Annotated in this window: 19 protein-coding genes; 9 read left to right on the top strand and 10 right to left on the bottom strand. The window is 71.8% G+C overall.

Going from position 1 to position 21,166, the window contains the following annotated elements; translation table 11 throughout:
* Nucleotides 1–23: 23 nt before the first annotated feature.
* Both ABFX55_RS37600 and ABFX55_RS37595 read left to right on the top strand, forming a co-directional pair.
* A complete protein-coding gene (locus tag ABFX55_RS37600) occupies nucleotides 24–1,622 on the top strand; it encodes a DHA2 family efflux MFS transporter permease subunit (RefSeq protein WP_346127778.1) in 1,599 nt (532 codons plus the stop codon).
* A 14-nt stretch (nucleotides 1,623–1,636) separates the two neighbouring features.
* Nucleotides 1,637–2,782 (top strand): cytochrome P450 family protein, encoded by a 1,146-nt coding sequence (locus ABFX55_RS37595; RefSeq protein ID WP_346127776.1) that lies wholly within the window; start codon nucleotides 1,637–1,639, stop codon nucleotides 2,780–2,782.
* 28 nt (nucleotides 2,783–2,810) lie between these two features.
* Here the strand turns inward: ABFX55_RS37595 and ABFX55_RS37590 are convergent, their stop codons facing one another.
* From ABFX55_RS37590 to ABFX55_RS37580, 3 genes are all read right to left on the bottom strand, one after another.
* A complete protein-coding gene (locus ABFX55_RS37590) occupies nucleotides 2,811–5,006 on the bottom strand; it encodes a polysaccharide lyase 8 family protein (RefSeq protein WP_346127774.1) in 2,196 nt (731 codons plus the stop codon).
* 159 nt (nucleotides 5,007–5,165) lie between these two features.
* Complete coding sequence (gene wrbA / locus ABFX55_RS37585; RefSeq protein WP_346127773.1) at nucleotides 5,166–5,786, bottom strand: NAD(P)H:quinone oxidoreductase; 621 nt, start codon at nucleotides 5,784–5,786, stop codon at nucleotides 5,166–5,168.
* 96 nt (nucleotides 5,787–5,882) lie between these two features.
* Nucleotides 5,883–6,806 (bottom strand): DUF5996 family protein, encoded by a 924-nt coding sequence (locus ABFX55_RS37580; protein ID WP_346127772.1) that lies wholly within the window; start codon nucleotides 6,804–6,806, stop codon nucleotides 5,883–5,885.
* 229 nt (nucleotides 6,807–7,035) lie between these two features.
* Here ABFX55_RS37580 and ABFX55_RS37575 point away from each other — a divergent pair, with 229 nt between their 5' ends.
* Nucleotides 7,036–8,823 (top strand): DoxX family membrane protein, encoded by a 1,788-nt coding sequence (locus tag ABFX55_RS37575; RefSeq protein ID WP_346127770.1) that lies wholly within the window; start codon nucleotides 7,036–7,038, stop codon nucleotides 8,821–8,823.
* 18 nt (nucleotides 8,824–8,841) lie between these two features.
* Here ABFX55_RS37575 and ABFX55_RS37570 read toward each other — a convergent pair whose 3' ends face one another.
* Entirely contained in the window at nucleotides 8,842–9,051 is a 210-nt protein-coding gene (locus tag ABFX55_RS37570) for a hypothetical protein (protein ID WP_346127769.1), read from the bottom strand.
* A 203-nt stretch (nucleotides 9,052–9,254) separates the two neighbouring features.
* The gene (locus tag ABFX55_RS37565; protein ID WP_346127767.1) at nucleotides 9,255–9,824 is read right to left on the bottom strand and encodes a TIGR03086 family metal-binding protein; all 570 of its coding nucleotides are present in this window, start codon (nucleotides 9,822–9,824) and stop codon (nucleotides 9,255–9,257) included.
* Between the two features lie 59 nt (nucleotides 9,825–9,883).
* Between ABFX55_RS37565 and ABFX55_RS37560 the strand changes: the two genes are divergently transcribed.
* The 3 genes from ABFX55_RS37560 to ABFX55_RS37550 are packed head-to-tail and all read left to right on the top strand — an operon-like array spanning nucleotide 9,884 to nucleotide 14,811.
* Nucleotides 9,884–12,520, top strand: a complete 2,637-nt coding sequence (locus tag ABFX55_RS37560) for a helix-turn-helix transcriptional regulator (RefSeq protein WP_346127766.1) — start codon at nucleotides 9,884–9,886, stop codon at nucleotides 12,518–12,520.
* A 3-nt stretch (nucleotides 12,521–12,523) separates the two neighbouring features.
* Entirely contained in the window at nucleotides 12,524–13,408 is an 885-nt protein-coding gene (locus tag ABFX55_RS37555; protein WP_346127765.1) for an alpha/beta fold hydrolase, read from the top strand.
* Nucleotides 13,405–14,811, top strand: coding sequence for an MFS transporter (locus ABFX55_RS37550; protein ID WP_346127763.1), 1,407 nt, complete (start codon nucleotides 13,405–13,407; stop codon nucleotides 14,809–14,811). The genes ABFX55_RS37555 and ABFX55_RS37550 overlap by 4 nt, the downstream gene beginning before the upstream one ends.
* Here ABFX55_RS37550 and ABFX55_RS37545 read toward each other — a convergent pair.
* Together ABFX55_RS37545 and ABFX55_RS37540 are read right to left on the bottom strand one after the other, a co-directional pair.
* Nucleotides 14,793–15,947 carry an MFS transporter gene (locus tag ABFX55_RS37545; protein WP_346127761.1) on the bottom strand — a complete coding sequence of 385 codons (1,155 nt, stop codon included), beginning with the start codon at nucleotides 15,945–15,947 and terminating at the stop codon, nucleotides 14,793–14,795. The genes ABFX55_RS37550 and ABFX55_RS37545 overlap by 19 nt on opposite strands.
* Before the next feature lie 45 nt (nucleotides 15,948–15,992).
* Nucleotides 15,993–16,166 (bottom strand): DUF3073 domain-containing protein, encoded by a 174-nt coding sequence (locus ABFX55_RS37540; protein WP_346127759.1) that lies wholly within the window; start codon nucleotides 16,164–16,166, stop codon nucleotides 15,993–15,995.
* A 76-nt stretch (nucleotides 16,167–16,242) separates the two neighbouring features.
* On the opposite strand from ABFX55_RS37540, the gene ABFX55_RS37535 reads away from it, so the two are divergent.
* From ABFX55_RS37535 to ABFX55_RS37525, 3 genes are all read left to right on the top strand, one after another.
* The gene (locus ABFX55_RS37535; protein ID WP_346127757.1) at nucleotides 16,243–16,584 is read left to right on the top strand and encodes an ArsR/SmtB family transcription factor; all 342 of its coding nucleotides are present in this window, start codon (nucleotides 16,243–16,245) and stop codon (nucleotides 16,582–16,584) included.
* 179 nt (nucleotides 16,585–16,763) lie between these two features.
* A complete protein-coding gene (locus ABFX55_RS37530; RefSeq protein ID WP_183653506.1) occupies nucleotides 16,764–17,642 on the top strand; it encodes a 1,4-dihydroxy-2-naphthoyl-CoA synthase in 879 nt (292 codons plus the stop codon).
* Nucleotides 17,642–18,559 (top strand): aminoglycoside phosphotransferase family protein, encoded by a 918-nt coding sequence (locus ABFX55_RS37525; protein ID WP_346127755.1) that lies wholly within the window; start codon nucleotides 17,642–17,644, stop codon nucleotides 18,557–18,559. Before ABFX55_RS37530 ends, ABFX55_RS37525 begins: the two co-directional genes overlap by 1 nt.
* A gap of 75 nt (nucleotides 18,560–18,634) precedes the next feature.
* Here the strand turns inward: ABFX55_RS37525 and ABFX55_RS37520 are convergent, their stop codons facing one another.
* The 3 genes from ABFX55_RS37520 to ABFX55_RS37510 form a co-directional block, all read right to left on the bottom strand.
* Nucleotides 18,635–19,093 (bottom strand): rhodanese-like domain-containing protein, encoded by a 459-nt coding sequence (locus ABFX55_RS37520; RefSeq protein WP_346127753.1) that lies wholly within the window; start codon nucleotides 19,091–19,093, stop codon nucleotides 18,635–18,637.
* Between the two features lie 109 nt (nucleotides 19,094–19,202).
* Entirely contained in the window at nucleotides 19,203–20,117 is a 915-nt protein-coding gene (locus ABFX55_RS37515; RefSeq protein WP_346127751.1) for an NADP-dependent oxidoreductase, read from the bottom strand.
* Between the two features lie 9 nt (nucleotides 20,118–20,126).
* The gene (locus ABFX55_RS37510) at nucleotides 20,127–21,095 is read right to left on the bottom strand and encodes a CobW family GTP-binding protein (RefSeq protein ID WP_346127749.1); all 969 of its coding nucleotides are present in this window, start codon (nucleotides 21,093–21,095) and stop codon (nucleotides 20,127–20,129) included.
* Nucleotides 21,096–21,166 lie beyond the last annotated feature (71 nt).

Here is a 21,166-nt window from a genome sequence, read left to right as displayed (position 1 = left end):
AAGCTTTCTCATGAAGGAGATACATGACTGCTCAGTCTCCGCCTCGCCGGTGGCTCGGCTTGATCGCGGTCACCCTCGGAGTGGCACTGATCGTGGTGGACGCCACGATCGTCAACGTCATCGTTCCCTCGATCGTCGGCGACCTGGGCGTCAGCTCCGGCGAGGTCCAGTGGGTGCAGGAGTCCTACGCCATCGTGCTGGCGGCGCTGCTGTTGCTGGTCGGCCGCCTGGCCGACCTCCTCGGCGCCAGGCGCGTCTTCCTCGCCGGCGTCGTCATGTTCGGCGTGACCAGCGTGTTCGCCGCGCTCGCGCCCAGCGGAGGGCTGCTCATCCTCGCGCGCTTCCTGCAGGGGGTGGCCGCCGCGATGATCCTGCCGACCTCGCTCGCGCTGGTGAACGCCACCTTCACCGGCAGGGAACGCGGCAGGGCCTTCGCCGTCTGGGGCTCGACGATCGGCGCCGCCGCGGCCGTCGGCCCGCTGCTGGGCGGCGCGCTCGCGGAGATCTCGTGGCGCTGGGCCTTCGGCATCAACATCCCCCTGGTCGTACTGATCTTCCTGGGCGTGCGGACGCTGCTCGCGCCGTCGCCCCGCACCAGCGGACGGATCGACCTCCCCGGCGCCGTGCTGTCGGTCGTGGGGCTCGGCCTGCTCGCCTTCGCCCTGGTCGAAGGCCGTACCTACGGATGGGTCACGACCGTCCACCCGCTCGACGTCGCCGGCCTGTCCTGGGACTGCGGGCCCTCACCTGTGCTGGTCTCCCTGCTGGTGTCGGCCGTGGCTCTCCTCGTGTTCGTACGGCGCCAGGCCGCGCTGGGGCGAGGCGGCGGCGGCACGCAGCCGCTGATGGACGTGCGCCTGTTCTCCATCGGCTCCTTCCGCAACGGCAACGTCGCCACGGTGCTCATCGGGCTGGGCGAGTTCGGCATCATGGCGGTGCTTCCGCTGTGGCTGCAGTTCACCCTCGGATACAGCGCGCTGCAGGCCGGCCTCGCGCTGGTTCCGCTCGCCGTGGGCAGCTTCGTCGCCAGCGGCGCCAGCTTCGGGATGGCCTCCGCCCTCTCCCCTCTCGCCCTGGTCCGCCTCGGGCTCGCCCTGGAGGTCGTCGGCCTGGCCGGCCTGGGGCTGATCGCCACCCCCGACAGCGCGTGGTGGCCGATCTCCCTGGCGCTGCTCGTGTACGGCGTCGGCGTGGGGTTCGCCTCCGCCCAGGTCACCAACGTCGTCCTCGCCGACGTACCCGCCGACAGCGCGGGCCAGGGCGCCGGCATCCAGAGCGCCGCCCGCGAACTCGGCTTCGCTCTCGGCATCGCGGTGCTCACCACGGCGTTCTTCAGCGTGCTCGGCACGACGCTGCACCAGCGCCTCGTCTCTTCCGGCATGCGGGAGCCGCTGTCCGACCAGCACACCGCCGCCGTCACCGACAGCGCGGGGGCGGCCATCGCCCCGCTCGCCGCCGATCCACGCACCGCCGCGGTCGCCGAGGCGGCACAGGCGGCGATGAGCCAGGGCCTCTCCATGGCGGCCTGTCTCGCCGTCGGCCTGCTCGTCCTCGCGCTTGTCGCCACCGCCGCCGTCCGCCCCTCGACGGCGACGACCGGCCCCACCCTGACCCACGCCTGAGATCTGGAGCCCGCATGCACGACGCACCCCGCCTCGACGACATCGACCCGTTCGCCGCGACCACCCGAGGCATCACCGAGCCCGACCCTGCCCGCACCGCCCTGCGCGCGGCCGGCCCCATCGTGCGGATGGAGGCGCCCGCGGGAGGACCGGTGTGGATCGTGACGGAGGAGGCGCTGGCGCGGGAGGTCTTCGCCGATCCCCGCATCGTGAAGGACCCCGCGTTCGCGCCTCCCGCATGGGACCACACCGCGGGGCTCGAAAGGACCGCAGCCGAGCAGCCGTCCCTCACCACCCTCGACGGCCCTGACCACACCGCGCTGCGCCGCGCGCACGCCCCGCTCCTCAACGCCAGGCGCATCCGCGCGCAGTCCGACCGTGTCCACGCGATAGCCAGGGAACTGCTCACCGAGCTGGCCGCCGACGGCCCCGTCGTCGACGTGATGGCCGGCTTCACCGTCCGCTACCCGCTCACCGTCCTGTTCGACCTGCTCGGCCTGCCACTCGACCTCGTCGGCGAAGCCATGGACGCCTGCCGCCGGATGTCGGCCGACGACCCCGCCGACCAGGGCAGGGCGATCGCCGACCTCGCCGACCTCGCCGCCGCGGGGCTCGCCGACGGCGTCCAGGGCCTGGCCGCCGAGCTGCGCGACCGGGTTCCGCCGGAGACCACCAGGGAGCAACTGCAGTACCACCTGTTCGCGTTGATCTTCGCGGGCCAGCTCACCACCGACGCCTCCCTGGGCTTCCTGATCGCGCGCGTGCTCGCGGACGACTCCGAACTCCCGTCGGACGACCTCGTCCGCGAGACGCTGCGGCTGAACCCGCCCGCTCCCTTCACCCTCTGGCGCTTCACCACCACCGAGATCGAGCTGGCGGGAGTGCGCCTTCCCGCTCGCGCGCCCGTCCTCGTCGACATCCAGGGCATCAACACCGACCCCGCCCGCTCGCCGGGCCCCGACCTGACCTTCGGGGCGGGCCCGCACTTCTGCGTCGGGGCGCAGCTCGCCCAGCTCGAACTGCAGGCGGTGGCCACGGTGCTGCGAACCGACTTCCCCGACGCCCGGCTCACGGTCCCCTTCGCCGACCTCCGGCAGACCTGCCCTGGCAACATCCTCGGCACCAGGCTCGCCACCCTCCCTGTGGCCCTGCGCGGCTGACCGCGGGCAGCGTGATCAGCGGAGTGGTCTAGCCAAGCCGTACGGTCACCGTCGCCGAGCCGCCGCTCAGGTCGGCGGGCCGGGCGAAGCTCAGCGCGAACCCCCTGCCCGTCGCGGAGCCCTTCAGCGAAGGGTGGGCGCCGAGCACCTCGGCCACGGGCCGGTCCCAGGTCACGGTCAGCTCGCCCAGGTCGCATCGCGGGTCCGACACCGTCAGCGTGGCCGTGCCGTCGCCGCCCTCCCTGACCAGGACCGCGCAGGGGGCGGAGGCGGTCAGGCCGCCGACGGCTCCGGCGTTCCAGAAGTTGACGGCGGTGAGCCCCAGCGAAGGAACGTGGACGCCCTGCCTGCCGGCGGTGTTGGCCAGCACGCGCGCCCAGAGAGGGTCGGCGGCGCGGGCCCTGGTCTGCGCCAGGGTGGCGCCCGGCATGAGCAGGTAGACGTAGTCGGCCGAGCGGGGGTCGACGCCGTGGTCCAGCCAGAGGGTCACATAGCCCCTGCTCGCCGAGCCGCCCGAGCGGTGTTCGCGCAGGGTGCGCAGGTCGGCGCCGGTGGGCAGGACGTAGCCGCCGTGTCCCTCGAGGTGGGCCAGGCCCGCGTCGAGGGTGAGGTGGGCGTCGGTCCTGCGGTTGTCGACGACGGTCTCGACGGGCACGCCGTCGCGGGCGGTGATGCCCGCCCCCATGCAGACCACCGCGTCGTCGAGGAAGAACCACGACTTGAAGACCTCCATCGTGCTCTCGAGGCCGTAGAGGTGCTGACCGACGGTCGCGTACCAGCCGTCGGTGGCGCCGCCCACCCAGCGGGCGGGCGGGCAGGTGTCGCCCCATCCCCTGCCCGCGCCGTCGGGCAGCCGCCGCGTGGAGACGGTGGTGCCGGGCAGCCGGTAGGGGTCGACGGTCTGCCAGAAGGAGTCGGAGTACTGCTCGCCGTGGCCCTCGGCCCACCAGTAGAGCATCCCGGAGCCGGTGTGCCAGCCGCGCTCGTTCTCCCCGTTGCCGTGCTCGTAGTGGCCGATCCTGTGGGAGGCCATGCTGAGCCCCGCGCACCAGGCCCGCCTGCGGTGGACGGCGCGGGCGCTCATCGGCAGCAGCCGGTGCCCTTCGGGCTCGGGAAGGGCGGGGACCGTGTCGTCGTCGAGGAGTTCGGCGAAACGACCGTCAGTGCGGACGCTGCGCAGCGCCCATCCCTTGACCATGCCCCGCCAGCGGGCCCCTTCGGCGGCGGAGGCCGACTCGCTCAGCAGCAGGACGGCCGAGCCGATGGCGTCTCCCCTCCTGTGGTCGCCGTACGCGCTTCTGCCGATGCCCCTGCCGTTGACCAGGTCCATGCAGAAGCCGTCGTGGACGAAGGGGGCGAACGACCTTTCGACGCTGTCGAGGACGACCCTGCTGGTGGCCTCCCACGGCGAGCCGCGCAGCACCGCGAACAGGCACGCGACGCCCGACAGCAGCACCATGCCGTAGCCGCCCTGGTAGGGGATGGAGGTGTGCTGGATGAACGAGCCGTCCCTGTAGAACCCGTCGCCCTCGCTGACGTAGGAGAAGACGGGCGACAGCGCCGAGACGGCCAGCGTGGCCTTCCCCGGATCGCCCCTGAGAATGGCGAGCAGCAGCGTCACCGTGCACAGGTCCACCCGGTTGGCCCCTGTGCTGTTCCCGCTGTAGTCGGCCAGGAGGCGCTCGGGCACGAAGTGGTCCACCGCGTCGCGCAGCGCCCTGCTTCTGGCCTCCGTGAGGTGCGGCGCGATCAGCACCGCCGCGTCGAGCAGTCGTTTCGGGACGCCGATCTGCCAGTTCCACCAGTTGCCCACGGGGTCGGCGCCCGCCGTGTACACCCTGCGCCGGTAGTGGTCGATGCCGGTGGCGACGGCCTCCGCGAGGCTCGCGTCACCGGTCAGGCCCGTGCCCTCCATGGCGTATGCGCGGGCCATCGTCTGGAGCCGCTCGGGTGTGTCGTCGAAGGAGGGGAAGGCCAGGCCGGGCCAGAGCGACGTGCGGGCGGGCGCCATGGTGTCCAGGTATCCGGCCGCCTTCGCCCCCAGCCTGTCGGGCCTGCTCCTGTACGGCTCGGCCGTCACGTCCCGCCACCGGCGGCGCAGCAGCGCGAACGACTCGGGCCAGGTGTGCTCGACGGAAGCGCGGGCGCCGCTCGCGGGAAGCGCCGTTCCTACCGCGGCGATGCCGCCCAGCTGGAGAACCGATCGCCTGGAGTATCCGCCCACGCCTGGGATTATCGAGCATCACCGGAAGCGGTCAGGTCGCATCCCGTGGCGGAGGTGCCGGCCGGGAGGTAGGCGAAAGCCTGGGACCCCGCCGCGGAGCCCGGCGTGTTGCCGGGGGCCGCGGCGGGGTGGGGGCCGGCACGTGTGACCAGGGGGAGGTCACGCGGCGGAGGAGAGAGCCTTCGTGGCGCGGGCGAACTTCAGCACCCGCTCGGTCTGCACGCGGGCCGCGGCGCGGGTGATTCCGTCCACGGCGTGCGTGCCGCCCTTGTCGCAGTGGGAGGTGCCGTACGGGTTGCCGTCGGCCCACTTGTCGGGGTGGGTGTAGCCCGGCGGGACGATGACGCCGCCGAGGTGGATGAAGGTGTTGTACAGGGCGAGCAGGGTGGACTCGTGCCCGCCGTGCGCGGTGCCGGTGGAGGTGAAGCCGCTGTAGACCTTGTCGGCGAGCAGGCCCTGGCTCCAGGGTCCGCTCAGGGTGTCAAGGAACTGCTTGAGCTGCGAGGAGATGTTGCCGAACCTCGTGGGCGAGCCCATGAGCACCGCGTCGGCCCACACCAGGTCGTCGGCTGTGACGAGGGGGACGTCGGCGGTCGCCGCGGCATGGGCGGCCCAGGCGGGGTTGGAGTCGATGGCGGCCTGCGGAGCGAGCTCGGCCACCCTGCGCAGCCGCACCTCGGCACCCGCCTTCTCCGCGGTCTCGGCCATCTCCTGGGCGATCGCGGCGATCGTCCCCGTGGCGGAGTAGTAGACGACGGACAGGTTCACGGGCGTGTTCACGATGACTCCTGAGATGAGGACCAAGCGAGAACACAGACGATATAGTCAGAATTCTTTATAGTCAAAAACAGTGACTACATTCTCGTGCGGCAGCGGTCACGACTCCTCGAGGTAGGGGTCGGTGACGCCTTCGATCCTGGGCACCAGCGCCTCGTCGCAGCCGGTCAGCGTGGCGCCGGCCCGGTAGGCGCTCTCCAGGAAGCCGAGCACGGTGGCCACCGGGTCGTCGCTCTGCCTGGCGTCGTCGTACTTGAGTATCGCCAGGTGGCTCCCCCTCGAAGGGACCCAGACCGCCCAGTCGGGCCAGAGCGGCTGCTCGTCCAGGCCCTTCGGCTCGGGCGCGGTGTAGGAGTAGAACGCGGGCCACGGCCGCTCCTCGTCGCCGAACCAGAACCCCGCGCTGATCACCTCCCAGCTGTAGGCCTCCCTGGTGACCGCGTCGCTCTCGCGCGGCACGCTGACCACCCTGCCGGTGAAGCGCGTGACCGCGAGGTCGAAGGTGTGCCAGAAATGGTGGACGGGGCTGGTCTTTCCGGTGAAGTCGGCGGCGTAGCGCTCCAGCACCTGCGCGACCTGCGACAGGACCGTCCAGTAGCGGGTGACGAGCGCGGGGTCGTAGGCCGCGTGCTTGGTGTCCTGCGCGAACGGGGTGCTGTCGGTCATGTCGTACGGCACCGCCAGGATCTCCACCGCCACCCCGAAGTCGTCGAGGACCTGGAAGAGGTTGGCGTAGAAGTCGGCCACCGACTGCCCGATCAGCGAGAACTCCGCGCTGCGGCCGTCGGCCTTGTCGACCACCAGCCGATGCCTGACCAGGTCGAAGTCGATGCTGAACGGCTCAGGCAGTCCCATCGGCCTGGTGGTCAGACCGCGCCCCGTGAGGTGGAAGGGCACGTTCCACCAGTGGTTGCGCCGCGTGCTCGCGGCCAGCCGTACCTTCCCCACGATCTGCGCGAATCTGTGGACGGTGTCCTTGGTCTCGAGCCAGTCCTCGTAGGGCATGGCGGGAAAGAGCTCCATGCGCACATGCTGCCCAGTCGCCGTTGAAGGGGAACGTCGCATTTAGGGGTTTTTGTCGGAGTTCACGCCCAGGGCAACCGACGTTAGGCCCCACCCCTGGAAGCTCACCTGTGCCACGCCACTTTTCGCCCGATCAGGCATAGCGCAAGTCAAACCTCTCCTCGCAAATCCCGACATTCAGCGCTTTCGCCGTGCATAGGGGCATGAACGCGATGGGGGAGGGATTGGCATGTTGAAGAGGATAACCAGCGATCTTGCACTGCTCGCGGCCCGTATCGTGGTCGGCGTCATCTTCATGGCGCATGGGCTGCAGAAGTGGCAGGGCGGCCTGGAGAACACCACTGCCATGTTCTCGCAGCTCGGTGTGCCCAGCCCACAGCTGGCCGCCGTGTTCGCCACCGCTGTTGAGATCATCGGCGGGGCGATGCTCATCATCGGCCTCGGCGTACGGCTGGCGGCGGTGCTCCTGTTCGCCGACATGGTCGGCGCCGGGTATTTCGTCGAGAGCCGCAGCGGGGTCTTCAACAGCACGCCGAGGTGGGAGCTCGTCGTCGCTCTCGCCGCCGCCTGCCTGTTGCTGATGGCGCTGGGTGGCGGCAGGCTCGGCGTGGACGGCCTGCTGCACCGCTCTCGCCTCAGGCGCAGGGACCGCAGGGAGACCGAGGCAGCGGCGACCGCGGCCGCGGCGGCGACCGCGGAGCCGCGCGGCTCCGTGATCGTCTCGCACGCCTCGGACGAGCCGGGAGCGGCCCCCGCACACCCGGCCCCCCCACACCCGGCCACCACTCAGCCCGGCGCGACCACCACTCAACCGACCACCACTCAACCGACCACCGCGCAGCCGGGCGCCGAGAAGACGCTGACCGACACCACGGCCGAACACCACGGCCCCGCACGCGACACCTGGGACGCCGAACGAGAGGACACCGACTTTCACACCGGCGACAGGGGCGCCGGGCGGTCGACCTCCGGCGCCTACTCGGGGTCGGGCACCGAACCCTCGGACAACGACTCCGACACCGAACGCTCGCCCTTCGCCCCTGGCGCCGACCCCTCGAACGCCGATGCGGACACCGAGCGGCCGCCCCTCGCCTCGCGCCCGGGACCGGGCTCCGATCCCGACGAGAAGCCGGCCGAGAGAGCCGGCGAGAAGCCGGGTGAGAAGGGGCCGGGGTCGGGCCACAGTCCCTCCGTCATGGGCGTGGCGGGGATGGCCGGCATGGCCGCTGGCGTCATGAGCATGTCGGCGCTCTCCAGTGACGCGAACCCCGGTTCCGGCGACGCGAACCGCGAGCCCGGCGACGCGAACTCCGGGCCAGGCGACGCGAACTCCGCGCCGGGCGACGCGAACACCCGGGCGGGCGACGCGAACACCCGCCGCGAGCCCGACGACCGCTTCCACGACGCGGGCGACCCGGCCCACGACACCATCGGCGAGATCCCCCACACCGAGGACGACACCGCGCGGAGCACCCTCTCCAAGGAGAGCGCCTCGGGTGAGAAGGACCCCGCACACGACACGAGCAGTCCCATCTACGACTCGCTGATGGGCTCGCCGCCTCGCATGGCGCCTGACGAAGGGCGCCCGAGCTGGCTGGACGAGCCGGGAGGTCCCGACCCCGCCATCGGAAGCGACGCCTACGCCGCGAACGACAGCGAGAACGAGACAGGGAACGCCACGAGCGGCCGCCTGGAGGGCGAGGGGCAGGACAGCCCCGAGGACCTCCTGTCGGCCGACATGGAAGGGGATGAACCCGGCATGGCCGAGAACGAACGGATCTCCGAGCCCCAGCCGCTCGACGCCCTGCCCAACAACGGGCCCGAGGACGTCGCACCTGAAGGCGCGCCGGAGCCGTCGCTGGGCGGGCACTCCGTGCCGGCACAGGGCGGAGCCCCCGAGCCTGCGGACGATGACGAGCAGGCCCGCAGGTCGGAGCTGGAGGAGCTGCGCGCGGAGGTCGACCGGCTGAAGAGCGAGCTCGCCGCGGTCAGGCGCAGGCTGGGGGTCGGCGGATAGGCGTGTCGGGAGGGGCGCTCAGGCCCCTCCGTCACACCGGAGCCGCAGCTCGTCGACGAACTCGGGGGACGGCTCGGCGGCGGGCTCCATGGGCTGGGTCTGCGCCGGGTCGTCGACGGGTTCCTGGCCCGGCAGGTCCATCGGCGGGACCGAGATCCGCCTGCCCGCCCGCGCTCGCCGCCTGGTGGTGCGGGCAGGACCGGTCCTGCCCGGATGTCGCAGTCGCATGAGAGCCCTCTCCTCCTGTCAGGTTCCGCGGGGCGCAGGAGAGAACATCCTGCTTCCCCCGGAAACGACGTCGTCGTCCCTGAGCTACCTGTCTAGCGGGGCCTCGCACGGGATTACGCGCGTGCGGAGAAGATCCCGTTCGCCGCGTGTCGGGAGGAAAGGCAGGTGCTGTCGGGAGGGAGGGCAGCCGAAGGACGGACGGCTCAGGCGGTCCAGCGGGGGTCGCGGCCGAGGTAGCGCAGCAGGACCGCCACATCGTCGTCGCCGTCCTCCCGCGAGAGCTCGGCGGCGTAGACGCCGTACGCCCGCAGCGGCTCGATGTGCTGCTTGGCGATGTCCAGCAGTTCACGGGCCATGGCAGGGGTCAGGGGCGACGGCTGTCCCGTGGCCATCGCGATGTCCCACGCGTGGACGGCGGCGTCGAGCGCGCAGGCGCCGATGCCCAGCGTGTAGGTCATCGTGTTCGGTGGCACGGGAACGGGCACCTCCTGCGCGTCGGGAGACACCGTGGCCCACGCGTCGGCGGAGGCCTTCATCGCCTGCTCGGCCACGACCTCGGCGGCCTCGGACAGCGTGCCGGACGGGGCGAAGGGGTTCTCCGACGGCATCGGGCCACCGGTGATGAATGCGGCGTAGCCGATCTGGTCTCCTGCCGCGTGCTGGAGCACCTGGGTGACGTTCCACTCGGCGCAGGGGGTGCGCAGCTCCCAGCCGTCGGCGGGGACGTTGCGGACGACGGTGCGAAGAGCCTCGTGTGCCTCGTTCAGGATCATGTCTCTACTATAGCAGAACGGAACACTCCATTCCAGTGTTTGCCTCTAGGCTCGGTCGAGTGCGTCAGAAAGACAACCTGTACGGCAGAGCCGACGAACAGACGACCATCTCCGACACCCTGACCGACGCGGCCAGGGGCGAAGGCGGAGCGCTGGTCGTCAGGGGCGAGGCGGGCATCGGCAAGTCGGCCCTCCTGGAGCGCGCGGCCTCAGCGGCCAAGCCGATGCGGGTGCTGCGCGCCACGGGAGCCGAGAGCGAGTCGGGCCTGGCCTTCGCCGCACTCCACCAGCTGCTGTGGCCGGTCACCGGCCGCCTCGACGCCCTCCCCGAGCCGCAGCGCGACGCCGTGGCGGGCGCGCTGGGCCTGGCCGCGACCAGGAGCGACGACAGGTTCCTCGTCTCGGCGGGCGTGCTCTCCCTGCTGATCGAGGCGGCGGCCGACGACGGCCTGCTGGTCATCGCCGACGACTTCCAGTGGATCGACAGGGCCTCGGCCGACGCCCTGCTCTTCGCCGCCAGGCGGCTGGGCAGCGAGCGCATCGCGATGCTGCTGGCCGTACGGGGTGAGGCGCCTGCCCCCGGCCTGCCCGAGCTGTCGCTGAAGGGGCTCGACCAGGACAGCGCCACCGCGCTGCTCGCCGAGCGCGCGGCGCCCGCGCAGGAGGTCGGCGCGCGGCTGGTCGAGCTGACCGGAGGCAACCCGCTGGCGCTGAGGGAGACGGTGGAGCTGCTGTCCCCCGACCAGCTGGCGGGCAGGGCCGCGCTGCCCGAGCCGCTGCCGGTGGGCGCGGGCATCTTCGGCGAGCAGGTGCGGCAGCTGCCCGGCGACACCAGGCGGGCGCTCCTGGTGGCCGCGCTCGAGAACGGGGGCGACCTCGGGCTGGTGCTCGACATCGCGGGCGCCGAGGTGCACGCGCTGCGTCCCGCCGAGAACGCGGAGCTGGTCACGGTCGACTCGGCGATCAGGTTCAGGCATCCGCTGGTGCGCTCGGCCGTCCATGCGGCCGCGAGCGCCGCGGACCGGCGCGAGGCGCACCAGGCGCTCGCCGCGCGCGTGCGCGACCCCGACAGGCGCGCCTGGCACAGGGCGGCGGCCACCGTCGGGCAGGACGAGGAGGTCGCCGCCGAGCTGACCGCCTCGGCCGAGCGCGCCAGGGAGCGCGGGGGTTACGCCGACGCGTCCACCGCGCTGGTGCGGGCGGCGGAGCTGACGCCCGACCCCGAGGCCCGCGCCGTACGGCTGGCCGCGGCGGCCACGTCGGCCTGGCTCGGCGGCCGTCCTGGCCAGGCGGAGAGCTGCCTGGCCGAGGCGAGGTCGCTCGCCGAACGTCCCGAGTTCGCGCAGCTCAGGGGCAGGTTCGAGCTCAACTCGGGAGACGCGACCGAGGCGCTCAGGATCCTGCGCACGGGCGAGAGCCTCGAGATGCTGGCCGACGCCTCCGAGGCGGCCTCCTACGTGGGCGACGTCGAGGCGCTCGTGGAGATCGGCCGCCGCGCCGAGGCCTTTCCCGAGAGCTTCCTCCGCGACGTGGTCGCGGGCATCGGCGCGATGCTGGGCGGCGACAGGGACAGAGCCGCGGTGATGCTGCGCAGGGCGCTGGACCGTAAGGGGGAGCTGCGGGAGGCGGCCCAGTTCCTGTGGGCCTGTGCGGCGGCCTCCTACCTGGGCGAGTCCGACTCCGCCGCCGAGCTGGTCGTCATGGCGGGCCGCGCGGCCAGGGTCTCGGGCATGGTGGGACAGCTGCCCGTCGTGCTGGAGTTCGTGGCGACGGCCGAGCGCATCGAGGGCAGGTTCGCCGACAGCGCCGCGATCGCCGAGGAGGGCCTGGAGCTGGCCCGCGAGGCCGGATACACCAACTCCGTCGCCGCCCACCTGGCCAACCTCGCGGCGGTCGCGGCGATCCAGGGCAGGGAGGACGACTGCGCGCGCCACGCCCACGACGCGCTGGCGATCGCCATCCCCCACCGCCTCGGGCTGAGGGCCGGCACCGCCCGCTACGCGCTGGGCCTGCTCGACCTGGGCATGGGCCGCTACGCGGCGGCCCACGACCGGTTCGCCTCCGTGGTCGCGACGGGGCCTCCGACGACGGTGTGGCGCTCGACGCCCGACAGAGTGGAGGCGGCCGTGGGCTGCGGCGACCTCGACACGGCCCGCGCGGCCTTCGCCGCCTACGAACGCTGGTCGGCCACCGCGGGCACGCCGCAGGCGAGGGCGCTGCTCGCCAGGTGCCGGGCGCTGACCGGCGACGACACCGCTTTCGACGAGGCCATGGCGCTGCATCCCGAGGGCTTCGAACGCGCCAGGACCGCCCTGCTGTACGGCGAGCGCCTGCGCAGGCTGCACCGTCCTGGAGAGGCCAGGTCGCACCTGCGCTACGCCGCGGAGACGTTCGAGCGGGCGGGAGCCGAGCCGTGGGCGCGCAGGGCGCACGACGAGCTGCGAGCGGCGGGCGAGGCCAGAACCAGGCCGGACAGAGACGTGTTCGCCGCTCTGACCCCGCAGGAGCTGCGCATCGCCAAGCTCGTGGCAGGCGGCGCGTCCAGCAAGGAGGTGGCCGCCCAGCTCTTCCTCAGCCCGCGCACGGTCGAGTACCACCTCTACAAGATCTATCCGAAGCTGGGCGTCACCTCACGTACTGAACTGGCACTAGTAGTCCTACGGATGGCGGGCGAGTCCGCCCACGGCATGCTCTGACTCATGCAAATCGACATCTTCACCGAAGAGTTCGGCGACAGCGCCCACCAGCCCATCCTGCTCATCGCGGGCTCCATGTCCCAGGGACCGGCCAGCTGGCCCGACGCGTTCGTCGGCCGCCTGGCGGCGGGTGGACGCAGGGTGATCCGCTACGACCACCGCGACACCGGCCGCTCCGCGACGATCGACTTCGCGACCGACCCCTACACCTGGCACGACATCAAGAACGACGCGCTCGCCGTCCTCGACGCGCACGGGATCGACTCCGCGCACGTGGTCGGCCACTCGGCGGGCGGCGTGCTGGCCCAGTGGATCGCCGTCGAGCACCCCGAGCGGGTCATGACGCTGACCACGATCGGCTCCTCGCCGCTCGGCAGGCATGAGGGGCTCACCGTCATGCGAGCCCTGATGGGCGAGGAGCAGCCCGAGGGCAGTCTGCCTCCGCCCACCAAGGAGTTCGTGGAGTTCTACCGGAAGCTGATCACCTCTCCCCCGCCCTCGACCAGGAAGGAGCAGATCGACTTCCAGCTCGCCGAGGCCAGGGTGCTGGCGGGCGGGCTGCCGATCGACGAGGAGGAGGAGCGCCGCCAGGCCGAACGGCTCCACGACAGGGCGCGTGACCTGTCGGCCCTGGCCAACCACCGGCTCGCCGCGGCGGCGGACATGACCTTCGAGCCGGTGGGCGTGCTGCACACCGTCAAGGCCCCCACGCTGGTCGTGGAGGGCACCCACGAGCCCGCCAAGCCGGGCCACGGCGCGCTCATCGCCGAGGCCATCCCCGGGGCGGAGCTGCTGATCGTCGAGGGCATGGGGCACATGCTGACCCCTCAGGTGCACCAAACCCTGGCCGATGCCGTGCTGAGGCACACGGCTACTGTGCGAGGGTGACCTATCGCCGCCGGATGCTGGTGCTGGCGATCTGCTGCATGAGCCTGCTGATCGTCAGCCTCGACAACACGGTGCTCAACGTCGCGCTGCCGGCCATGCGCCGCGAGTTCGACGCCTCGGTCTCGGGCCTGCAGTGGACGATCGACGCCTACACCCTCGTCCTGGCCTCGCTGCTGATGCTCTCGGGCTCCACGGCTGACAGGTTCGGCCGCCGCATGGTCTTCCAGCTCGGCCTGGTGCTGTTCACGCTCGGCTCGCTCCTGTGCAGCCTCGCGCCGAGCCTCGGCTGGCTGGTGGTCTTCAGGATGATCCAGGCCGTGGGCGGCTCCATGCTCAACCCGGTGGCCATGTCGATCATCACCAACGTCTTCACCGATCCGCGCGAGCGCGCCAGGGCCATCGGCGTCTGGGGCGGCGTGGTCGGCATCAGCATGGCCGCCGGCCCTCTGGCCGGTGGCCTGCTGGTGGACACGCTCGGATGGCGCGCCATCTTCTGGCTCAACCTGCCGCTCGGCATCGCCGCCCTGGTGCTGACCATGCTGTTCGTGCCGGAGTCGAAGGCGCCCACGGCCCGCAGGTTCGACCCCGTCGGGCAGTCGCTGGTGATCGTGCTGCTGGGCTCGCTCACGTACGGGATCATCGAGGCGCCGTCCGCGGGCTGGACCTCGCCCCTGATCCTCTGCTGCCTCGCGCTGACGGGCGGCTCGCTCGCCGCCCTGCTGCTGTACGAGCCCAGGCGCGCCGATCCGCTCATCGACCTGCGCTTCTTTCGCAGCGCGCCGTTCAGCGGCGCCACGGTGATCGCGGTGTGCGCGTTCGCGGCGCTGGGCGGGTTCCTGTTCATCAACACGCTCTACCTGCAGGACGTGCGCGGCCTGTCGGCGCTGCACGCGGGCCTGTACATGCTGCCCATGGCGGGAGTGACGCTGGTCGTCGCGCCGCTGTCGGGACGCGTCGTCGGCAGCCGAGGGCCCAGGCTGCCGCTGCTGCTGGCGGGGATCGCCATGCTGGCAAGCGGGGTGCTGTCCGCCGGGTTCGGGGCCGAGCGCTCCGACCCGCTGCTGTTCATCTCCTACGTCCTGTTCGGCATCGGCTTCGGGATGGTCAACGCTCCCGTCACCAACACCGCCGTCTCCGGCATGCCCCGCGAGCAGGCGGGAGTCGCCGCGGGCATCACCTCGACCAGCCGTCAGGTCGGCACCTCGCTGGGCGTCGCGGTGATCGGCTCGGTGATCGCCACCACCGGCCATCCCGAGGCCGCGGGCGACCCCGCGTGGTGGATCATCGCGGGCTGCGGCGCGGCGGTGCTGATCGTCGGCCGGCTCACCACAGGCGCGTGGGCCGCGAGGACCGCCGAGCGTACGGCGGCCCGCATCGCGGGCGCTCAGACCGTCCGCTCGTAGCCGACCAGGCAGCACGCGCTCGCCAGGCAGGCGGCGCACACGCCCCCCATGACCAGCGGGTACCCGGCGACCTGGGCCAGCGCGGCCGCCGCCAGCGGGGCGAACGCCTTGGCCACCGTGATGGGCAGCGCGAGCGCGCCGCTGAGGGTGGCGTAGACGGCCGTGTCGTAGCGATCTGCCAGGAGCGCAGGGCGCGCGAGGGTACCGACACCGAACCCCAGGCCGAACAGCACCACGGCGCCGATCGCCCCCGGCACCGTACGGCCGACCAGGGGAAGCAGCGCCGCGGCCAGCCCCTGCAGGCCGAAGACGGCGGCGGCGACCAGCGCGGTCGGCCAGCGGGTCTGCAGACCGGTGGTGACCAGGCGGCCCGTGACCGACAGCACTCCGAGCAGCCCCGCCACGGCTGCTGCGAACAGCGGCGAGTGGCCCAACGCGATCAGGTAGGTCACCAGGAGCACGCCGACGACGGCGACCGCGCCGGTGTGCGTGAGAAAGGCGGCGGCGAGCAGCCAGAACGGCCGCTCGCGGATCGCGCCCCTGACGTAGCCGGCCGACGGGCGCGTGGCGGTCCTGTTGCGCAGCGTCAGCCAGTGCAGCGGCACCGCCAGCAGGCCGTAGCCCACGCCTAGCACGACCAGGGCGGTGCGCCAGCCGTACCTGTCGACGAGCAGGCCGGTCAGCGGCAGGAAGATGCTGGAGGCGAATCCCGCGACGATCGTGACCGCCAGCAGCGCCCGCGCCCTGCTCTCGACCGGGTGCCAGGCCACGACCACGGCGAAGGCGGCCTCGTAGAGGACCATCGCCGAGGACAGGCCGACGACCGCGAGGACCAGGTACAGCTGGACCAGCGTCGTGACCTGTGACCAGGCCAGCAGCGCGGCCGCCCCCAGCAGCGAGCCCACCGTCATCAGGCCCCGGCCGCCCCTTGCGTCGAGCATTCGCCCGACCAGCGGCGCGACCAGGCCCGACACCAGGACGGCGAGCGTCAAAGCGCCCGCCACCTGAGTGATGCTCGCTCGCAGCTCCACCCGCATGGGGGGGAGGAAGACCGAGTAGGCGTAGTAGAGCACGCCATATCCAGCGGTCTGGGTGACGGCCAGCGCGGCGACCATCTGCCCGGCTCGGGCGATCACACCAGGTTCCTCCCCGGCTGACCGCCCGTCATGCAGTGAAAAGCGTCACCCGGAGGACGTCGTCGCCGAATCGCGCGACGGCTCCGCGGACCCCGCGTCACTCCTCGTCGAGTCGGTGCCGAGCTCCTCGCGCAACCGCTCATAGTCGATGTGGTGGTTGGTGTACTTCAGCTCGCGAGCGACCTTCGTCTGCTTCGCCTTGGCTCTGCCTCGCCCCATGGCTCCACTCCCTCGATGCCCGCCATCATCCTACCAAGTTGAAGAATTGTGCAACTCGGTATATTACGATAGTCGCATGCCCGTTCCGCTGTACCAGGCCAAGGCAGATTTCTTCCGCACGCTCGGGCATCCCGTGCGCATCCAGGTTCTAGAGCTCCTTCGAGAGGGTCCACGACCCGTCAGGGACCTGCTCACCGAGATCGAGATCGAGGCCTCCAGTCTCTCCCAGCAACTAGCGGTGCTACGCAGAGCCGGGATCGTGAACGCCACCCGAGACGGCGCCACCGTCGTCTACGAGCTGTCGAGCCCCGACCTGGCTCACCTGCTCGTCGACGCCAGGCACATCCTCACCGACATGCTCGCGGGCCAGGGCGAACTGCTGGCCGAGCTGCGTGCCGAGGGCCGCAAGGTGGGTTAGCCGGCGATCCAGATGCCGTCGGACCCTGCGGGGACGCGGCGCGGTAGCCGTAAGGAGGCCGCCTCGTGCAGGTCGGTGGCCTCCTGCACGGCCGCGCCGGCGTGAGGGCCTGCGCTTCACCCCCGCCCAGCTGGAGTGGGCCGAATGGGCGAGCAGCAGATCCGTTAGGCTCTTGAACCATGGTCTCCGAGCTGTTCGACCCCAAGGCCTGGCAGGTCGTCGAGGGTTTCGACTTCACCGACATCACCTACCACAGGGCCGTCGACCAGGGCACCGTGCGCATCGCCTTCAACCGGCCCGAGGTGCGCAACGCCTTCAGGCCGCAGACCGTCGACGAGCTCTACCGGGCCTTCGACCACGCCAGGCAGACCACCGACGTGGGCTGCGTGCTGCTGACCGGCAACGGCCCCTCCCCCAAGGACGGCGGCTGGGCCTTCTGCTCCGGCGGCGACCAGCGCATCCGCGGCAAGGACGGCTACCAGTACGCCGACGGCACGCCTGCGACGGGCCGGCTGCACATTCTCGAGGTCCAGCGGCTCATCCGCTTCATGCCGAAAATCGTCATCTGCGTGGTGCCCGGCTGGGCCGCGGGCGGCGGGCACAGCCTGCACGTCGTCGCCGACCTCACGCTGGCCAGCGAGGAGCACGCGCGCTTCAAGCAGACCGACGCCGACGTGGCCAGCTTCGACGGCGGCTTCGGCTCGGCCTACCTGGCCCGCCAGGTGGGCCAGAAGTTCGCCCGCGAGATCTTCTTCCTCGGCGACACCTACACCGCGGCCGACGCCCACAGGATGGGAATGGTCAACGCGGTGGTGCCGCACGCCGAGCTCGAGGCGACGGCCCTTGAGTGGGCTCGCAAGATCAACGGCAAGTCGCCCACCGCGCAGCGGATGCTGAAGTACTCCTTCAACCTCATCGACGACGGGCTGGTCGGCCAGCAGGTGTTCGCCGGCGAGGCCACCCGTCTGGCCTACATGACCGACGAGGCGGCCGAGGGCCGCGACTCCTTCCTCGAGAAGCGCGAGCCCGACTGGTCCCCCTTCCCCTGGCACTTCTGATGATCGAGGTGCCAGCCGAGCTGGCCGCCTCCCACCTGAGGCACGCCGACGACGCGGGCCCCGAGTGGACCGCCGCCCTGCCCGCGCTGGCCGAGCACTTCCTCGGCAGGTGGGAGCTGCGGCCCGACGGCCGCGTCATGCACGGGGTGGTCTCGCTGGTGCTGCCCGTCGTGCGCCCCGACGGCACCCGCGCCGCGCTCAAGCTCCAGCCCGCCACCGAGGAGAACGTCGGCGAGGGCCCGGGGCTGCGCGCGTGGGCGGGCGACGGCGTCGTCCGCCTGCTCGACGAGGCGACCGTGCCCGCGCCGTCCTCTCCGCACCAGGCCAACGCCCTCCTGCTCGAACGGCTCGAAGGCAGGCGCTCCCTCGAGGAGATGCCCGACGTCACCGAGGCGCTGGAGATCCTCACAGGACTCCTCGCCCGCCTGGTCGCCCATCCCGGTCCCGAGGGGATGCGTACGCTGGCCGACATCGCCGCGGACATGCTGGAGGAGACGCCCGAGCAGGTGCGCAAGGCGCACCCCAACGATCTGCCGTGGATCGAGCGGTGCGCGGCGGCCGTCCGCGAGCTGGCGGGCGAGGCGGGAGACCGGCTGCTGCACTGGGACCTGCACTACAGCAACGTCCTGGCCGGCGAGCGCGAGCCGTGGCTGGCCATCGATCCCAAACCGCTGGTGGGCGACCCCGGCTTCGAACTGCTGCCCGCGCTGCGCAACCGCTGGCCGTCCACCGACGTGCCCGGCACCCTGCTGCGCAGATTCGACCAGATGGTCGAGGGGCTCGGGCTCGACAGGGACAGGGCGGTGGGCTGGACACTCGGCCGCGTCCTGCAGGACGCCCTGTGGGACCTGGAGGACGGCGAGAGCAGGATCGACCAGAACGAGGTCGCGATCGTCGAGGCCCTGCTGAGCCGGTAGGGGTTGACTCACGCCAGACGGGGTAAAACATGATCGCCCCCGGCCGCCGTGTTACAGCCGGGGGCGCCACATCGGTCAGCAGGCGCAGGCCACGCCCGACACAGGAGCGGTCAGCGGGTCGATGGAGCGGTTGGTCACGCCGCTCGCGGTCTCGACGGGGAAGCCCTCCCGCGCCCAGTACTCGAAGCCGCCGATCATCTCCTTGACGCGGTAGCCGAGCTTGGCGAACTCCAGCGCCGCCTTCGTCCCGCCGTTGCATCCGGGGCCCCAGCAGTAGACCACCACCGTCGCCTCGCGCGGCACCAGGACCTCGGCCTTGGCCGCGATCTCACGGGTGGGCAGGTGGAGCGCGCCCTCGACATGCCCCTGGCTCCAGCTCTCCAGGCTGCGCGAGTCGATCACCACGACGCCCTCCGCCTTGTCGGCGAGATCGGCGGCGACGTCGGAGACGTCCGTCTCGAAGGCCAGCCGCGCCGCGAAGTGGGCGAGCGCGGCGGCGTTGTCGGCGGCGGGGACGGCGGTGACTGCGGACATCGGGGGCTTCCTTTCACGGCGGGAAGGTGACGCCCCCATGGTGACCGGTCGAGGCCCGCCCGAGACAGTGGCAGGAAAGCCCTCTATCGATAAGATTCCGCCACTTCGATCAGGACACCAGGATCACCAGCTTGCCCCTGCCGTGCCCGGTCTCGATCTCCCTGTGCGCTTCGGCGGCCTGGTCGAGGGGGTAGGCGCGACGGACGGAGAAGGTGAAGGCGCCCTCCGCGATCAGCGCCGCATATCTGGCGAGCCGCTCCGCGGTGCGCCCCGCCTGGACCAGCTTGACGCCCAGTTCGGCCGCCCTGCCGTGCTCGACCAGCGTGACGATCCGCGCGGGATCCTTCACCAGCTCGAGCGACACCTCCAGCGCGTGCCCTCCCGCGCCGTCGAGCGCCGCGTCCACCTGGCCGAGCGCCCTCACCCTGTCGGCCAGCCCCTCACCGTACGCGACGGGGATCGCGCCGAGCGAGCGGAGGTAGTCGTGGTTCTCCTCCCTGCCCGTGCCGATCACTCTCGCGCCGCGCCGCCTGGCGATCTGCACCGCGGCCGTGCCCACCGAGCCCGAGGCCCCGTGCACCAGCAGCGTCTCGCCTTCGCGGACGCCGATGGCGTCCAGCGCCAGTTCGGCGGTCTGCACCCCTGCCGTCAGGCCGCCCGCCACCTCCCACGGCACCCCCGCGGGCTTGCGCGCCACCTGGTCCGCGCCGACCACGATGTACTCGGCGTAGCCGTTCAGAAGGGAGAAACCGAGCACCTCGTCGCCCTCGGCGAACCCGGTGACGCCCTGGCCCACCTGGTCGACGACGCCCGCGAACTCGTTGCCGGGAACGCGGGGCAGCTCGCCCGTCACACCCTGCGGGACCCATCCCGCGCGCACCGCCGCGTCGTACGGCTGGACGCCCGCCGCCTTCACCCGCACCCGCACCTCGCCGGGACCCGCCTGGGGGGTCTCGATCTCCATCACCTGAAGCACCTCGGGACCACCGGGGGTCGCGAACGCCGCTGCCTTCATCTGGATCATCTCCTCGTGTCAGTCACCCCACTCTGCAACCTCGACCTTGCTTGAGGTCAACTCGGCGAAAGGATCGGGATAGGTCTCCCACACCGCGGCTCCCGCGACCGACTCCTCGGGCGTGAGCAGACAGGAGTCGAGCAGGGCGATGACCCTGTCGGGGTCGAGGCCGCCACAGCCGGTGAAGACGAGGTGCTGGACCCTGTCGCCCATGGTCGGGGTCCAGTCGAGCGCCGCGGCGGCTCTGCGGGCCCTGCCGACCTGGTCCCAGGCGGTGTCGGGCAGCGCGGCCAGCCACGTGCCCGCCTCGGCCACCTCGACCATCCCCGCCACGGCGTCCCACGCCAGCAGCGACGAGTGCCTGCTGGCCAGCCAGAACCTGCCCCTGCTGCGCACGGTCGTCGCGACCAGCTCCTCCACGGCGTCGAAGAGCCGCTGCGGGTGGATCGGGCGCCACCTGCGCCACACGATGGTCTCGAAGTCCTGCGTCTCCAGCGCGCACGGCAACTGGGCCGTCGCAGGGTCGACCCGCGCGGCCAGCGCCTCCACGTCGACCGAGGGGCCCAGCACGTCGGGCAGCCCGATCGGGGTGAGCGGAGCGAGATGGGCGAGCGCGGGCAGGGCGAGCTCGGGATCGTCGCCGACCACGACCAGCCCCGTGGCGTACTCGATCTGCCTGGCCAGCACCGCCGCCACGTGCCTGCCGCAGGGCAGGCGGTCGCCCCTGCAGATGTCGAGCGGCATATGGTCGGCCTCCAGCGCGGTCAGCACGCCGGTCAGCCGCAGCTCGGGCCGCACGGCCAGCGCCTCGGCCACGGGGCGCGGCTCGTCGTCGTCCCCCAGCTCGACGATCAGCAGAGGGGCCGCCACCTGTGGATCACCTGGTCTGATCGTCACGGACCCCGGATGGCGGCGGGCCAGCTCGGCGACGACCTCGGCACGGGCCTGCGCGTGAATCCCTGCGACTATCACCACGGGGACCGACATCAGAGCTCCCTTCCCTCAGGGGCATCATGCTATCGATAATCATTTTCAAAATCCCTCCTGAGAGTGAGCGA

The sequence above is a fragment of the Nonomuraea roseola genome (assembly GCF_039535395.1).
Taxonomy (GTDB): domain Bacteria; phylum Actinomycetota; class Actinomycetes; order Streptosporangiales; family Streptosporangiaceae; genus Nonomuraea; species Nonomuraea roseola.
This window is presented reverse-complemented; position numbering and strand designations above follow the sequence as displayed.

What these genes read in the sequence shown, in the direction of transcription:
- ABFX55_RS37600 (WP_346127778.1), top strand. Translation starts at nt 24, where the DNA reads ATGACTGCTCAGTCTCCGCCTCGCCGGTGGCTCGGCTTGATCGCGGTC.
- ABFX55_RS37595 (WP_346127776.1), top strand. Translation starts at nt 1,637, where the DNA reads ATGCACGACGCACCCCGCCTCGACGACATCGACCCGTTCGCCGCGACC.
- ABFX55_RS37580 (WP_346127772.1), bottom strand. Translation starts at nt 6,806, where the DNA reads ATGGAGCTCTTTCCCGCCATGCCCTACGAGGACTGGCTCGAGACCAAG.
- ABFX55_RS37575 (WP_346127770.1), top strand. Translation starts at nt 7,036, where the DNA reads ATGTTGAAGAGGATAACCAGCGATCTTGCACTGCTCGCGGCCCGTATC.
- ABFX55_RS37570 (WP_346127769.1), bottom strand. Translation starts at nt 9,051, where the DNA reads ATGCGACTGCGACATCCGGGCAGGACCGGTCCTGCCCGCACCACCAGG.
- ABFX55_RS37565 (WP_346127767.1), bottom strand. Translation starts at nt 9,824, where the DNA reads ATGATCCTGAACGAGGCACACGAGGCTCTTCGCACCGTCGTCCGCAAC.
- ABFX55_RS37555 (WP_346127765.1), top strand. Translation starts at nt 12,524, where the DNA reads ATGCAAATCGACATCTTCACCGAAGAGTTCGGCGACAGCGCCCACCAG.
- ABFX55_RS37540 (WP_346127759.1), bottom strand. Translation starts at nt 16,166, where the DNA reads ATGGGGCGAGGCAGAGCCAAGGCGAAGCAGACGAAGGTCGCTCGCGAG.
- ABFX55_RS37535 (WP_346127757.1), top strand. Translation starts at nt 16,243, where the DNA reads ATGCCCGTTCCGCTGTACCAGGCCAAGGCAGATTTCTTCCGCACGCTC.
- ABFX55_RS37530 (WP_183653506.1), top strand. Translation starts at nt 16,764, where the DNA reads ATGGTCTCCGAGCTGTTCGACCCCAAGGCCTGGCAGGTCGTCGAGGGT.
- ABFX55_RS37525 (WP_346127755.1), top strand. Translation starts at nt 17,642, where the DNA reads ATGATCGAGGTGCCAGCCGAGCTGGCCGCCTCCCACCTGAGGCACGCC.
- ABFX55_RS37520 (WP_346127753.1), bottom strand. Translation starts at nt 19,093, where the DNA reads ATGTCCGCAGTCACCGCCGTCCCCGCCGCCGACAACGCCGCCGCGCTC.
- ABFX55_RS37515 (WP_346127751.1), bottom strand. Translation starts at nt 20,117, where the DNA reads ATGATCCAGATGAAGGCAGCGGCGTTCGCGACCCCCGGTGGTCCCGAG.
- ABFX55_RS37510 (WP_346127749.1), bottom strand. Translation starts at nt 21,095, where the DNA reads ATGTCGGTCCCCGTGGTGATAGTCGCAGGGATTCACGCGCAGGCCCGT.